13 protein-coding genes, 1 tRNA gene, 1 rRNA gene and 1 riboswitch are annotated in these 14285 nt (G+C 55.6%); of the genes, 8 read left to right on the top strand and 7 right to left on the bottom strand.

From position 1 onward, the window contains the following. From thiS to rsd, 5 genes are all read right to left on the bottom strand, one after another. The gene (gene thiS / locus ACA108_20855; protein XEX95739.1) at positions 1–201 is read right to left on the bottom strand and encodes a sulfur carrier protein ThiS; all 201 of its coding nucleotides are present in this window, start codon (positions 199–201) and stop codon (positions 1–3) included. After that, positions 182–940: a ThiF family adenylyltransferase gene (locus ACA108_20850; GenBank protein ID XEX95738.1), complete on the bottom strand. Its 759-nt coding sequence runs from the start codon at positions 938–940 to the stop codon at positions 182–184. The genes thiS and ACA108_20850 overlap by 20 nt, the downstream gene beginning before the upstream one ends. Further along, entirely contained in the window at positions 933–1571 is a 639-nt protein-coding gene (thiE, locus tag ACA108_20845) for a thiamine phosphate synthase (GenBank protein XEX95737.1), read from the bottom strand. Before thiE ends, ACA108_20850 begins: the two co-directional genes overlap by 8 nt. Further along, positions 1568–3469: a phosphomethylpyrimidine synthase ThiC gene (gene thiC / locus ACA108_20840; protein ID XEX95736.1), complete on the bottom strand. Its 1902-nt coding sequence runs from the start codon at positions 3467–3469 to the stop codon at positions 1568–1570. Before thiC ends, thiE begins: the two co-directional genes overlap by 4 nt. Before the next feature lie 85 nt (positions 3470–3554). Next, a riboswitch (TPP riboswitch) is annotated at positions 3555–3664 on the bottom strand. Positions 3665–3715: 51 nt separating this feature from the next. After that, the gene (gene rsd, locus ACA108_20835; GenBank protein XEX95735.1) at positions 3716–4219 is read right to left on the bottom strand and encodes a sigma D regulator; all 504 of its coding nucleotides are present in this window, start codon (positions 4217–4219) and stop codon (positions 3716–3718) included. 221 nt (positions 4220–4440) lie between these two features. Here rsd and nudC point away from each other — a divergent pair, with 221 nt between their 5' ends. The 6 genes from nudC (at position 4441) to ACA108_20805 (ending at position 8800) form a co-directional block, all read left to right on the top strand. Next, the gene (nudC, locus tag ACA108_20830) at positions 4441–5214 is read left to right on the top strand and encodes an NAD(+) diphosphatase (GenBank protein ID XEX95734.1); all 774 of its coding nucleotides are present in this window, start codon (positions 4441–4443) and stop codon (positions 5212–5214) included. Between the two features lie 35 nt (positions 5215–5249). Beyond that, positions 5250–6314: a uroporphyrinogen decarboxylase gene (hemE, locus tag ACA108_20825; GenBank protein XEX95733.1), complete on the top strand. Its 1065-nt coding sequence runs from the start codon at positions 5250–5252 to the stop codon at positions 6312–6314. A 15-nt stretch (positions 6315–6329) separates the two neighbouring features. Beyond that, complete coding sequence (gene nfi, locus ACA108_20820; GenBank protein ID XEX95732.1) at positions 6330–7001, top strand: deoxyribonuclease V; 672 nt, start codon at positions 6330–6332, stop codon at positions 6999–7001. Between the two features lie 43 nt (positions 7002–7044). Further along, entirely contained in the window at positions 7045–7635 is a 591-nt protein-coding gene (locus tag ACA108_20815; protein ID XEX95731.1) for a YjaG family protein, read from the top strand. A 186-nt stretch (positions 7636–7821) separates the two neighbouring features. Beyond that, a complete protein-coding gene (hupA, locus tag ACA108_20810) occupies positions 7822–8097 on the top strand; it encodes a nucleoid-associated protein HU-alpha (GenBank protein ID XEX95730.1) in 276 nt (91 codons plus the stop codon). A gap of 10 nt (positions 8098–8107) precedes the next feature. Continuing rightward, positions 8108–8800 carry a DUF1481 domain-containing protein gene (locus ACA108_20805; protein XEX95729.1) on the top strand — a complete coding sequence of 231 codons (693 nt, stop codon included), beginning with the start codon at positions 8108–8110 and terminating at the stop codon, positions 8798–8800. 146 nt (positions 8801–8946) lie between these two features. Here ACA108_20805 and purD read toward each other — a convergent pair whose 3' ends face one another. Together purD and purH are read right to left on the bottom strand one after the other, a co-directional pair. Then, positions 8947–10239 carry a phosphoribosylamine--glycine ligase gene (gene purD / locus ACA108_20800; GenBank protein ID XEX95728.1) on the bottom strand — a complete coding sequence of 431 codons (1293 nt, stop codon included), beginning with the start codon at positions 10237–10239 and terminating at the stop codon, positions 8947–8949. Positions 10240–10255: 16 nt separating this feature from the next. Beyond that, a complete protein-coding gene (gene purH, locus ACA108_20795) occupies positions 10256–11845 on the bottom strand; it encodes a bifunctional phosphoribosylaminoimidazolecarboxamide formyltransferase/IMP cyclohydrolase (protein ID XEX95727.1) in 1590 nt (529 codons plus the stop codon). A gap of 610 nt (positions 11846–12455) precedes the next feature. Here purH and ACA108_20790 point away from each other — a divergent pair. Beyond that, positions 12456–13995, top strand: a 16S ribosomal RNA gene (locus ACA108_20790). 86 nt (positions 13996–14081) lie between these two features. Beyond that, positions 14082–14157 (top strand) — tRNA-Glu (locus tag ACA108_20785). The last annotated feature ends 128 nt before the right edge of the window (positions 14158–14285 follow it).

Here is a 14285-nt window from a genome sequence, read left to right as displayed (position 1 = left end):
TCAACCTCCGGCAATCGCCTGAAAAAGCAGGATCTGGTCGCCATCTTGCAGCAAATGTTGTTCCCATTGCTCTCGAGGGACGATCGTTTGATTGACAGCCGCTGCGGTTCCCGGCTTCAGCATGCGGAGCTGTTCCAGCAGGGCCGTCAGCGTCAGGTTATTGACGCACGGCACGCTTTCGTCATTGAGGAAGATGCGCATTCGTCCCTCCGCATACCGGGCACAGAGCCGACTTTTGCATCGCCAGCGTTCGCCAGCTGTGCTGCCGAGCATCAAACAGACGTAAAGATCCGCAGGCTGGGACCATGCCGGCGAGCAGTTTGATAGCCTCCAGCGCCTGCAAAGTTCCCATGACCCCGACAACCGGGCCGATGATGCCTGCGGTGCGGCAGTTGCGCTCAGGCTCGCTTTCATCAGGCCAGACGCAGCGATAGCAGCCGTTATCCCACGGCGGCGTCAGCACTATCAGCTGGCCGCCGAAACCAACGGCGCTGGCGGAGATAAGCGGTGTGCTTTGTGCGACGCAGGCCGCGTTAATTGCCTGGCGTGTTGCCATGTTGTCGCTGCAGTCCAGTACCAGATCGGCGTCCTCAACGGCATGCATCAGCGATTCCCCAGCCAGGCGCTCGCCGATAGCCTTTAGCTCGATGTCCGGGTTAAGACGCTGGAGATGACGACGGGCAACCTGTGATTTCGGCTGGCCGAGATCCTGTGAGGTGAACAAAATCTGCCGCTGAAGATTGCTGATATGCACCTTATCATCGTCAGCAAGAATCAGTGTGCCTACACCGGCAGCGGCCAGATAAAGAGCCGCCGGGGAGCCCAGCCCGCCTAAGCCAACAATCAGAACCCGGCTGGCGAGCAGCTTCTGCTGCCCCTTGAGCGCAATATCTTCCAGCAGCAGCTGGCGGCCGTAGCGCATGAAATCCGCGTCATTCATCGCCAGCCCCCACCAGTTCAAGCAGATGAGCCGTCGCCGCGCGCCAGTCCTGCGCCTGGGTTATCGCGCTGACCACGGCAACGCTTCCTACGCCCGTGGCGAGTACCGCAGGCACCCGGTCGATGCTGATGCCGCCGATTGCCACCGTCGGGTATTCCCCCAGCGTTTTAACGTGAGCCGCCAGCTGCGCCAGCCCTTGTGGCGCTGAGGGCATTTGCTTGGTACTGGTAGGAAACACATGGCCCAGCGCAATGTAAGAGGGGCGGGCGGCCAGCGCGCGATCCATTTCCATATTGTCATGGGTGGACAGCCCCAGCCGCAGGCCCGCGTCGCGAATGGCATCCAGGTTCGCCACGTCCAGATCTTCCTGACCCAGATGCACACCGTACGCATGGTGCTTAATGGCAAGCGGCCAGTAATCGTTGATAAACAGCCGTGCTTCATAACGCCGCCCAAGGATGATGGCCGCTTTTACGTCGGCCTCAACTTCTTCGTCGCTTTTGTCTTTGATTCGCAGTTGGATCGTGCGGACGCCCGCCTCCAGCAGGCGAGCAATCCACTCCACGCTGTCTACTACCGGATAAAGGCCCAGACGCTGCGGAACGGCAGGAAAAGCAGTTTTTACCGTCATGCTTCCTCCTGACGCAGATAGATTTCGCCGCCCTTAGCCCGGAAGGATTGCGACATTTCTTCCATACCGGACTCAACGGCCTGCTTAGCGGCAAAATCACGCACTTCCTGGGAGATTTTCATGGAGCAGAACTTTGGCCCGCACATCGAGCAGAAATGGGCGACCTTGCCGGACTCATGCGGCAGCGTTTCGTCGTGCCAGGCGCGGGCGGTAAACGGATCCAGCGCCAGGTTGAACTGGTCTTCCCAGCGGAATTCAAAGCGGGCTTTGGACATGGCGTTATCGCGGATTTGCGCGCCGGGATGCCCTTTTGCCAGGTCTGCGGCGTGGGCCGCAATTTTATACGTGATAAGCCCCTGCTTAACGTCCTCTTTATTTGGCAGTCCGAGATGCTCTTTCGGCGTCACGTAGCAGAGCATCGCGCAGCCAAACCAGCCGATCATCGCAGCACCAATGCCGGAGGTGAAATGGTCATATCCCGGTGCGATGTCGGTAGTTAGCGGCCCGAGAGTATAAAAGGGCGCTTCGTGGCAGTGCTCCAGCTCCTCCGTCATGTTGCGGCGGATCATCTGCATCGGCACGTGCCCCGGCCCTTCAATCATCACCTGAATGTCATACTCCCAGGCGATTTTGGTCAGCTCGCCCAGGGTGTGCAGCTCGGCAAACTGCGCTTCGTCGTTGGCATCCTGAATGGAGCCGGGACGCAGGCCGTCGCCCAGCGACAGGGAAACGTCGTAGGCGGCGCAGATTTCGCAGATCTCGCGGAAATGCTCATAGAGGAAATTTTCTTGATGATGCGACAGGCACCATTTCGCCATAATCGACCCGCCGCGTGAAACGATGCCGGTCAGGCGTTTAGCGGTCATCGGCACATAGCGCAGCAGTACGCCCGCATGAATGGTGAAGTAGTCCACGCCTTGCTCCGCCTGCTCCAGCAGCGTGTCGCGGAACATCTCCCAGGTGAGGTCTTCCGCGATACCGTTTACTTTCTCAAGTGCCTGATAAACAGGCACCGTGCCAATCGGCACCGGGCTGTTTCGCAGGATCCATTCACGCGTTTCGTGGATATAACGTCCGGTGGACAGGTCCATTACCGTGTCCGCTCCCCAGCGGGTTGACCAGACTAGTTTCTCCACTTCTTCTTCGATGGAAGAGGTTACCGCCGAGTTGCCGATATTGGCGTTGACCTTCACGAGGAAGTTGCGCCCAATAATCATCGGTTCGGATTCAGGATGGTTGATATTGGCGGGAATAATCGCGCGGCCAGCGGCAACTTCGTCACGTACAAATTCAGGGGTGATGTTTTCCGGCAGGCTTGCGCCAAAACCTTCGCCCGGATGCTGGTGGCGCAGAACGGCATCGCGAATACGCTCGCGGCCCATGTTCTCGCGCACGGCGATAAACTCCATTTCCGGTGTCACCCTACCCTGGCGGGCGTAATGCAGCTGGGTCACGCATTTGCCGCTTTTGGCGCGGCGGGGAGTCAGACGAGTTTCGAAGCGCAGGTCATCCAGTCCGTCGTCCGCCAGGCGCTCTTTAGTCCAGGCGGAACTGCGAACGGTCAGGGCTTCGCTGTCGCCACGCTCTGCAATCCAGCCGCTGCGCAGGGGCGAAAGGCCCCGTAACACGTCGATGGTAATGTCCGGATCGCCGTAGGGGCCGGAAGTGTCGTAAACCGGTACCGCGTCATTCGGCTCGTACTGCGGATTATCTTTGCTGGCGCCCGTCATCGTCGGGCTGAGCTGAATTTCACGCATCGGCACGCGAATATCATCCCTTGAGCCGGTCAGATAAATACGTTTTGACGCGGGGAAAGCAGTTCCCTCCAGCGTATGGATAAAATGCTGGGCGGCAGCGCGCTGTTCGCGACGGGTTGGTTTTTTTTCAGATGCAGACATAGCTCATTCCAGTTTTTTCAGGAGTGGCTTGTCAGAACGACGGATGGAGTAATGGATATGGGTTAGCCGCGTGGGACAGCCCAAAAGCAGAATTACTCTTGTTCCCTTCGCAGGTATTAACCTGATCAGGTTCCGCGGATCCCGAATTAACGGTCTCAGCCGGTGCTCACGCACTCGGCACTCCGACAAGAAGAAACCCGTATTGCTACGGATCGGGTTGTAAATTACTCGTTAACAGCGCAAATCTCAAGCCGGGCGTGCAAGGCCATCGACATCGTTAGCACTGCTATGCAGATTATTATCAAAGGCCAGCTCAATCAGCTTATCTTCCAGAGAGAAGCGGGCTTCCAGCGCCTCACCAATGCCGGACAGCGCCTGCTGGAACTCAATGCAGTTGTCATCGTCAATGGCGTTTTCCAGATTGGTATCGTAGAACGCCATGATCTGCTGGGTGTTGGCCTCCAACTGCGGGTAGATCTGCGTGGCTGCTAAAAGTGGGCTGGTGCCTTCCATTTCATCGATAATGCGCTCATAAATATTGAAATGCCCGGCGGACAGGTAATCCACAAGATTGTGGCAAAATGCATCCAGTGCCTTTTCATTAAGCGCAGAATGAGATTCCTTGTTAGGCTTGATACCGACCATGTTGTAATACGCCACTAACAGATGTTTGCGGGCATACAGCCATTGGTCGACTAACTCATTACTACCACCAACGCGCTCAGTCAGACTTTCTAACTGGTTAAGCATGATTGACTCCGTGAGTTATTTACTCGTCATATTACAAGCTGTAGGGGTGTTGGCTGCACTCACTTACCCGAATCACTTACTCAAGTAAGCTCATCGGGATAAGCTCCCTTGCCGCCTACCTACAACTTGAATTATTTAGAGTAAAGAATTGAACGCAAACGTACCCAAAAAGTGTAACGACTATTGTTTATACCAGTGTCCAGGGGGATGTGCACCAGGTTATGGAACGTGTAATTGAAAAGTTAGATCATGGCTGGTTTATTGTCAGCCATGAACAAAAACTGTGGCTGCCAAAAGGCGAGCTTCCTCACGGGACCGCAACGGATTATCAGTTGGATGGCACAGAAGGCCGTCAGATTGGCGAGTGGGAAGGTGAACCCGTCTGGCTGGTTTTGCAAAATCGTCGTCAGGACATGGGCTCGGTGCGGCAGATAATCGACCAGGATGCTGGCCTGTTTCAGCTGGCCGGGCGAGGGGTGCAGCTCGCTGAATTCTATCGTTCCCACAAGTTCTGCGGCTACTGCGGGCATGAGATGCACACCAGCAGAAGCGAATGGGCGATGCTCTGCAGCAACTGCCGCGAGCGTTATTACCCGCAGATTGCCCCCTGCATTATTGTCGCGATTCGGCGTGACGATCATATTCTGCTGGCCCAACACACCCGCCATCGCGGCGGCGTATATACCGTGCTGGCCGGGTTTGTCGAAGTCGGTGAAACCCTTGAGCAGACCGTGGCGCGTGAAGTGATGGAAGAGAGCGGCATTCGCGTGAAGAATCTGCGCTATGTCACCTCTCAGCCCTGGCCTTTCCCGCAGTCGCTAATGACCGCTTTTATGGCGGACTATCACAGCGGCGACATTCAAATCGATCCTAAAGAGCTGATCGATGCCCAGTGGTATCGCTACGATCGGCTGCCGCTGATCCCGGCGGCGGGCACCGTGGCGCGCCGCCTGATTGAAGACACCGTTGCCCTGTGTCGCGCCGAGTATGAATGATAAACTGCCGGGATACAGCCAAAGGAAATGCAAAAATGACTGAACTGAAGAACGATCGTTACCTTCGCGCCCTGCAGCGTCAACCCGTGGATATCACGCCGGTATGGATGATGAGACAGGCGGGGCGTTACCTGCCGGAGTACAAGGCTACTCGCGCGCAGGCCGGCGATTTCATGTCGCTGTGCAAAAACGCCGAGCTGGCCTGTGAAGTCACTCTGCAGCCTCTGCGCCGCTATGCGCTTGATGCGGCGATCCTCTTCTCTGACATCCTCACCATCCCTGACGCGATGGGCTTAGGCCTCTATTTCGAAGCAGGGGAAGGGCCACGCTTTCGCTCGCCGGTTACCAGCCGTGCCGACGTTGAAAAACTGCCGGTTCCCGATCCGGAAGACGAGCTGGGCTACGTGATGAACGCGGTGCGGACCATCCGCCGTGAGCTGAAAGGCGAAGTGCCGCTGATTGGCTTCTCCGGCAGCCCGTGGACGCTGGCGACCTATATGGTCGAAGGCGGCAGCAGCAAAGCCTTTACCGTCATTAAAAAGATGATGTATGCGGATCCGCAGTCGCTACACCTGCTGCTCGATAAGCTCGCGCAGAGCGTCACCCTCTATCTTAATGCGCAGATCAAAGCGGGCGCGCAGTCGGTGATGATTTTCGATACTTGGGGCGGCGTGCTCACAGGCCGCGACTATCAGCAGTTCTCCCTCTACTACATGCATAAAATCGTTGATGGCCTGCTGCGTGAAAACGAAGGTCATCGCGTGCCGGTTACCCTGTTTACCAAAGGCGGCGGGCAGTGGCTGGAAGCAATGGCGGAGACGGGCTGTGACGCGCTGGGCCTGGACTGGACGATGGATATTGCCGAAGCGCGCCGTCGCGTAGGCCATAAGGTTGCGCTGCAGGGCAACATGGACCCGTCCATGCTTTATGCGCCACCGGCACGTATCGAAGAAGAAGTCGCGACTATACTGGCAGGTTTCGGCCAGGGTGAAGGCCACGTCTTTAACCTCGGCCACGGCATCCATCAGGATGTGCCGCCTGAACACGCAGGAGCTTTCGTCGAAGCGGTACACCGTCTGTCGGCGCCGTATCATAAGTAAATATTGGGAGGGAGAATGGATCTCGCAGCATTACGTAAACAACAGATCGAACTGGCTTCTCAGGTGATCCGCGAAGATCGCCTTGAGGTGGATCCTCCGCAGTACATCGCCGGAGCGGACGTTGGATTTGAGCAGGGCGGGGAGGTGACCCGCGCGGCTATCGTATTGCTGAAATATCCTTCTCTCGAGCTGGTTGAGCATCAGGTGGCGCGTATCGCCACTACCATGCCCTACATCCCAGGCTTCCTGTCATTCCGCGAATACCCTGCGCTGCTGGCGGCCTGGGAAATGCTTTCCCGCAGGCCCGACCTGCTCTTTGTCGACGGGCACGGCATTTCGCATCCTCGTCGTCTTGGCGTAGCCAGCCATTTTGGCCTGCTGGTGGACGTGCCAACCATTGGCGTCGCGAAAAAGCGCCTGTGTGGCCGGTTCGAACCGCTGGGCGAGGACGTCGGTGAACAGCAGCCGCTTATCGACAAAGGTGAACAGCTCGGCTGGGTGTGGCGAAGTAAAAAGCGCTGTAACCCGCTATTCGTTGCCACCGGGCATCGGGTAAGCACGGATACTGCTTTATTATGGGTTCAGCGCTGTATGGCAGGCTACCGTTTACCGGAGCCTACACGCTGGGCAGATGCCGTTGCGTCCGGACGTCCTGCGTTCGCGCGGTGGCAAGCAATTCAGGGGTGATTAGGGTAAACTGCCGCTAATTTCCCGTCTTTGAGACTTCGTAATGTTACAAAACCCAATTCATCTGCGCATGGAGAAGCTCGAAAGCTGGCAGCACGTCACTTTTATGGCTTCTTTGTGCGAGCGTATGTACCCGAACTACGCCATGTTTTGCCAGCAGACCGGCTTTGGCGACGCGCAGCTTTACCGTCGTATTCTCGATCTCATCTGGGAAACGCTGACCGTAAAAGATGCCAAAGTGAACTTTGACAGCCAGCTCGAGAAACTCGAGGAAGCGATTCCCTCTGCTGATGACTATGATATCTACGGTATCTATCCGGCAATCGATGCCTGCGTGGCGCTGAGCGAGCTTCTTCACTCTCGTCTTTCCGGGGAAACCCTGGAGCACGCAATTGAAGTCAGCAAGTCCTCAATTACCACCGTGGCGATGCTGGAAATGACCCATGCTGGTCGGGAAATGACCGACGAAGAGCTGCGAGCTAACCCGCAGGTAGAAGAGGAATGGGACATCCAGTGGGAGATTTTCCGCCTGCTGGCAGACTGCGAAGAACGCGATATCGAGCTTATCAAAGGCCTGCGTGCTGACCTCCGTGAGGCCAACGTCAGCAATATCGGTATAAATTTGCAGCAGTAAGACAACAAAACGTGATGTACAGTCCGAATTGTGGCCCCTGAAGGCTTCCAATTAGCCCCCCGTCTGGTCTACATTTGTGGGGCGAAAAAAAGTGGCTATCGGTGCGTGTATGCAGGAGAGTGCTTTTCTGGCATTTTCGTCGCACTCGATGCTTAGCAAGCGATAAACACATTGTAAGGATAACTTATGAACAAGACTCAACTGATTGATGTAATTGCTGACAAGGCTGACCTGTCTAAAGTACAGGCTAAAGCTGCTCTGGAATCCACTCTGGCTGCAATTACTGAGTCTCTGAAAGAAGGCGACGCTGTACAACTGGTTGGTTTCGGTACTTTCAAAGTAAACCACCGTGCTGAGCGCACTGGCCGCAACCCACAGACCGGTAAAGAAATCAAAATCGCCGCAGCTAACGTGCCGGCATTTGTTTCTGGCAAAGCACTGAAAGACGCGGTTAAGTCATAAGCGCGTGTCAGTGAACAGTTTTAGCAGAGGGGCGTTTACGCCCCTTTTGTCTGTCTGGCGCCCTCTGGCCGCGCTGACGGGCGCGCTGCTGCTCACGGCATGTAGCAGTAATAAACTCCCGCCGTTCACCGCCAGCGGCTATGTAGCCGATCAGGGCGTGATGCGTATCTGGCGACAAGACAATAACGATGGCTCCGTGCACATGCTTACGGCCCTGAGTCCTCATCGCAGCCGTGCAACCACGACCAGCGAATACCGCTGGCAGGACGACGAGCTGGTCTTTATCGAACAGAACGTCCAGGGTGAAAAACCCGAACATATCAAAGTGCGTTTTGACGATCATGGCGAGCTGAGCTTTATGCAGCGCGAGGTGAACGGGCATAAGCAGCAACTCTCTAACGAACAGATAGCGCTATACCAGTATCGCGCCACCCGCATGAAAGCGACCAGCGAGGCGCTGCGTATCGGGAAGGTGGTATTGCGGCAGGGGCGCTGGCACCGCGACGGCACGGTGACCACCTGCGAAGGGGAAACCTTCAGGCCAAGGCTGGATGCCCCCTCACTCAGCCACATAGCGCGCCGACAGAGCCATTCATCGCTGGAAGTCAGCATTGCCTGGCTGGAGGCACCGGAAGGCTCTCAGCTGCTGCTGGTGGCCAACCAGGACTTCTGCTCATGGCAGCCTAAGCCCGGTGATTTCTGACCATTAAAAAAACCGCCTCTCGGGCGGTCTTTGTTTTGGGGACTTTGTAGGTCAGATAAGCGCAACTATCATCTGGCACAGTCTTTGTAGGTCGGATAAGCGTAAGCGTCATCCGACACAACAGGCAGACATCGCCACATCAGACTCTATTTCGCGTTCTCACGTTCAATGGCACGATAGCCAATATCCGAGCGGCTGAAGCTGCCGTCCCAGTGGATATCCTTCATCAGTTCGTAAGCGCGCTTCTGCGCCAGAGCTACGGTATCGCCCAGCGCCGTTACGCAAAGCACGCGACCGCCGCTGGTGGTCACCATATCGTCTTCACGCAGCTTAGTTCCCGCATGGAAGACTTTACCATCCGCCACTTCCTCCAGCGGCAAGCCGTGGATCACATCCCCCGTACGGTAATCCGCCGGATAACCACCTGCTGCCATCACCACGCCCAGAGACGGACGCTCATCCCACTTTGAGGTCGTTTCATTAAGCTTGCCGTCGCAGGCCGCGAGGCACAGCTCAACCAGATCGGACTGCAGGCGCAGCATGATTGGCTGGGTTTCCGGATCGCCAAAACGGCAGTTGAATTCGATGACCTTTGGATTGCCCTGCTTATCAATCATCAGGCCCGCATACAGGAAGCCGGTATAAGTATTACCTTCGGATGCCATGCCGCGCACGGTTGGCCAGATGACCAGGTCCATGGCGCGCTGGTGAACTTCATCCGTCACAACCGGAGCCGGGGAGTAAGCGCCCATTCCGCCAGTGTTTGGCCCCGTATCACCCTTACCCACGCGTTTATGGTCCTGGCTGGTGGCCATAGGCAGCACGTTCTCACCGTCTACCATCACGATGAAGCTGGCTTCTTCGCCGTCGAGGAACTCTTCCACCACGATGCGGTGACCGGCATCCCCGAAAGCATTGCCCGCCAGCATATTGTTAACGGCAGCTTCAGCTTCTTCGAGGGTCATGGCGACAATCACGCCTTTGCCTGCGGCCAGCCCGTCGGCCTTAATGACAATCGGCGCGCCTTTTTCACGGACGTAGGCCAGCGCGGGTTCCACTTCGGTGAAGTTCTGGTATTCGGCGGTTGGGATCTTGTGGCGAGCCAGGAAATCCTTGGTAAAGGCTTTAGAGCCCTCGAGCTGTGCGGCGCCCTGGGTTGGACCAAAGATCTTCAGGCCAGCCGCGCGGAACGCGTCAACAATGCCGATGACCAGCGGCGCTTCCGGGCCAACAATTGTCAGATCGATTTTTTCGCTCTGGGCAAAGCTCAGCAGGGCAGGAATGTCCGTTGCGCTGATAGCGACGTTCTGTAAAGCCGGTTCCAGAGCGGTGCCTGCGTTACCCGGTGCCACAAAGACTGTGCGAACCAGCGGCGACTGCGAGGCTTTCCAGGCCAGCGCGTGTTCGCGCCCGCCGTTACCAATCACTAATACTTTCATTTATTAACGCTCCGGATTAATGGCGGAAGTGGCGCATGTCGGTGAAGATCATGGCGATCCCGTGCTCGTCGGCGGCGGCGATCACTTCATCATCGCGGATCGAACCACCTGGCTGGATCACGCAGCTCACGCCAACGGCGGCTGCGGCATCAATACCGTCGCGGAACGGGAAGAACGCATCTGAAGCCATGGCTGAACCTTTTACTTCCAGGCCTTCGTCAGCGGCTTTGATACCGGCGATTTTCGCGGAGTACACGCGGCTCATCTGGCCTGCGCCTATACCGATAGTCATGTTCTCGCGGGCATAGACAATAGCGTTGGATTTAACGAACTTCGCCACCTTCCAGCAGAACAGTGCATCACGCAGTTCCTGCTCGGAAGGCTTACGCTTGCTGACAACGCGCAGATCGGCGGCGGTTACCATGCTCAGATCGCGATCCTGTACTAACAGACCGCCGTTGACGCGTTTGAAATCCAGACCTGGAACACGCTGTTGCCACTGGCCGCAGGTCAGTACGCGAACGTTCTGTTTTGCTGCGGTGATCTTCAGCGCTTCCTCACTTGCAGAAGGAGCGATAATCACTTCAACAAACTGACGGGAGATAATGGCCTGCGCGGTTTGGGCATCCAGTTCGCGGTTGAAAGCGATGATGCCGCCGAATGCGGAAGTCGGGTCGGTTTTATAAGCGTGGTCGTAAGCGTCCAGCAGAGAATCACTCACCGCTACGCCGCACGGGTTGGCATGCTTAACGATAACGCAGGCCGGCTCGCTGAACTCTTTCACGCATTCCAGCGCCGCATCGGTGTCGGCGATGTTGTTATAGGAAAGCGCCTTGCCCTGAACCTGCGTTGCCGTGGCGACGGAAGCCTCTTTGATTTCTTCTTCTATATAGAAGGCTGCCTGCTGGTGGCTGTTCTCACCGTAACGCATATCCTGCTTCTTAATGAAGTTCAGGTTTAGCGTGCGTGGGAAGCGGCCGGACGCTTCTTTACTCTCGCCGTGATAAGCAGGCACCAGGCTACCGAAGTAGTTGGCGATCATGCTGTCATACGCGGCGGTGTGCTCGAAGGCCTTAATCGCCAGGTCGAAACGGGTTTCTAACGTGAGGGAACCTTCGTTGGCGTCCAGCTCGGCGACAATCATCTGGTAGTCGCTGCTCTTTACTACTATTGCGACATCTTTGTGGTTCTTCGCTGCGGAGCGAACCATGGTCGGGCCGCCAATATCAATATTCTCAACCGCGTCTTCCAGCGAGCAGCCTTCGCGCGCGACGGTCTGAGCAAACGGGTAGAGGTTGACGACAACCATATCGATTGGGGAGATAGCGTGTTCTGCCATTATGGCATCATCCTGACCGCGACGGCCCAGAATCCCGCCGTGCACTTTTGGATGCAGCGTTTTGACGCGTCCGTCCATCATCTCCGGGAAACCGGTGTAATCAGAGACTTCCGTCACCGGTAAACCAGCGTCGGCCAGCAGACGGGCGGTTCCGCCTGTGGAGAGCAGCTCTACGCCACGTTGGGAGAGCGCCTGAGCGAATTCGACGATACCGGCTTTGTCAGACACACTGAGCAGAGCGCGGCGTACAGGACGACGTTGTTGCATGGTTTGATCCCTTAGCTTTGGTTCGCATATAGAAGAGCGTTAGCTGAATTCTCGATTTTTTCCCGAAAAACTCAGCTAACGCCCCAAAACGGGGCGTCCTTTTATCGCGGCGTATTGTAGCGAAAACGTTTGCGTCACGCTCGCAAAATTTCGACCTTCAATCCGATTGTGGATAAGTTTGTGCACAACTGGGTATAAGGCGGGGTTTTGCTGGGGATTGCAGCAGTCAGTCAAATCAGGGCGAATTTAGTGTTGCAGCCTCGGGAGAACTCCCTATAATGCGCCTCCATCGACACGGAACATGTGAACAACATCACAGAGTAACGGCGGCGATGAGAGTTAAAAATCCTGAAATTAAGGGTTGACTCTGAAAGAGGAAAGCGTAATATACGTCACCTCGAGTTAGCAAGCGAAAGCGCGTAACTCACTGCTCTTTAACAATTTATCAGACAATCTGTGTGGGCACTCGCAGGATTGATATCTCAGTATCTCCGGATGCAAAAAAAAATATCAAGTCTTGAAGAGTGACCAAGCAGTAATTCATTTAGTTGAATTATTACGAAAGTTAATTTTTGAGCACCGCTTCACGAGTTGAAGCAAATCAAGCTTTTAATTGAAGAGTTTGATCATGGCTCAGATTGAACGCTGGCGGCAGGCCTAACACATGCAAGTCGAGCGGTAGCACAGGGAGCTTGCTCCTGGGTGACGAGCGGCGGACGGGTGAGTAATGTCTGGGAAACTGCCTGATGGAGGGGGATAACTACTGGAAACGGTAGCTAATACCGCATAACGTCGCAAGACCAAAGAGGGGGACCTTCGGGCCTCTTGCCATCAGATGTGCCCAGATGGGATTAGCTAGTAGGTGGGGTAATGGCTCACCTAGGCGACGATCCCTAGCTGGTCTGAGAGGATGACCAGCCACACTGGAACTGAGACACGGTCCAGACTCCTACGGGAGGCAGCAGTGGGGAATATTGCACAATGGGCGCAAGCCTGATGCAGCCATGCCGCGTGTATGAAGAAGGCCTTCGGGTTGTAAAGTACTTTCAGCGAGGAGGAAGGCATAAAGCTTAATACGCTTTGTGATTGACGTTACTCGCAGAAGAAGCACCGGCTAACTCCGTGCCAGCAGCCGCGGTAATACGGAGGGTGCAAGCGTTAATCGGAATTACTGGGCGTAAAGCGCACGCAGGCGGTTTGTTAAGTCAGATGTGAAATCCCCGGGCTCAACCTGGGAACTGCATTTGAAACTGGCAAGCTTGAGTCTTGTAGAGGGGGGTAGAATTCCAGGTGTAGCGGTGAAATGCGTAGAGATCTGGAGGAATACCGGTGGCGAAGGCGGCCCCCTGGACAAAGACTGACGCTCAGGTGCGAAAGCGTGGGGAGCAAACAGGATTAGATACCCTGGTAGTCCACGCCGTAAACGATGTCGACTTGGAGGTTGTTCCCTTGAGGAGTGGCTTCCGGAGCTAACGCGTTAAGTCGACCGCCTGGGGAGTACGGCCGCAAGGTTAAAACTCAAATGAATTGACGGGGGCCCGCACAAGCGGTGGAGCATGTGGTTTAATTCGATGCAACGCGAAGAACCTTACCTACTCTTGACATCCAGAGAACTTTCCAGAGATGGATTGGTGCCTTCGGGAACTCTGAGACAGGTGCTGCATGGCTGTCGTCAGCTCGTGTTGTGAAATGTTGGGTTAAGTCCCGCAACGAGCGCAACCCTTATCCTTTGTTGCCAGCGGTTCGGCCGGGAACTCAAAGGAGACTGCCAGTGATAAACTGGAGGAAGGTGGGGATGACGTCAAGTCATCATGGCCCTTACGAGTAGGGCTACACACGTGCTACAATGGCGCATACAAAGAGAAGCGACCTCGCGAGAGCAAGCGGACCTCATAAAGTGCGTCGTAGTCCGGATCGGAGTCTGCAACTCGACTCCGTGAAGTCGGAATCGCTAGTAATCGTAGATCAGAATGCTACGGTGAATACGTTCCCGGGCCTTGTACACACCGCCCGTCACACCATGGGAGTGGGTTGCAAAAGAAGTAGGTAGCTTAACCTTCGGGAGGGCGCTTACCACTTTGTGATTCATGACTGGGGTGAAGTCGTAACAAGGTAACCGTAGGGGAACCTGCGGTTGGATCACCTCCTTACCTGAAAGATACGAACTTGCGTAGTGCTCACACAGATTGTCTGATGAAAGTAAAGAAGCAAGGCGTCTTGCGATTGAGACTTCAGTGTCCCCTTCGTCTAGAGGCCCAGGACACCGCCCTTTCACGGCGGTAACAGGGGTTCGAATCCCCTAGGGGACGCCACTTGCTGGTTTGTGAGTGAAAGTCGCCGACCTCAATATCTCAAAACTGACTCTCTGAGTTATGTTTGAGATATTTGCTCTTTAAAAATCCGGAACAAGCTGAAAATTGAAACGACATGTCGTCTCATT

It is taken from the genome of Dryocola sp. LX212, from assembly GCA_041504365.1.
Lineage (GTDB): Bacteria > Pseudomonadota > Gammaproteobacteria > Enterobacterales > Enterobacteriaceae > Dryocola.
This window is presented reverse-complemented; position numbering and strand designations above follow the sequence as displayed.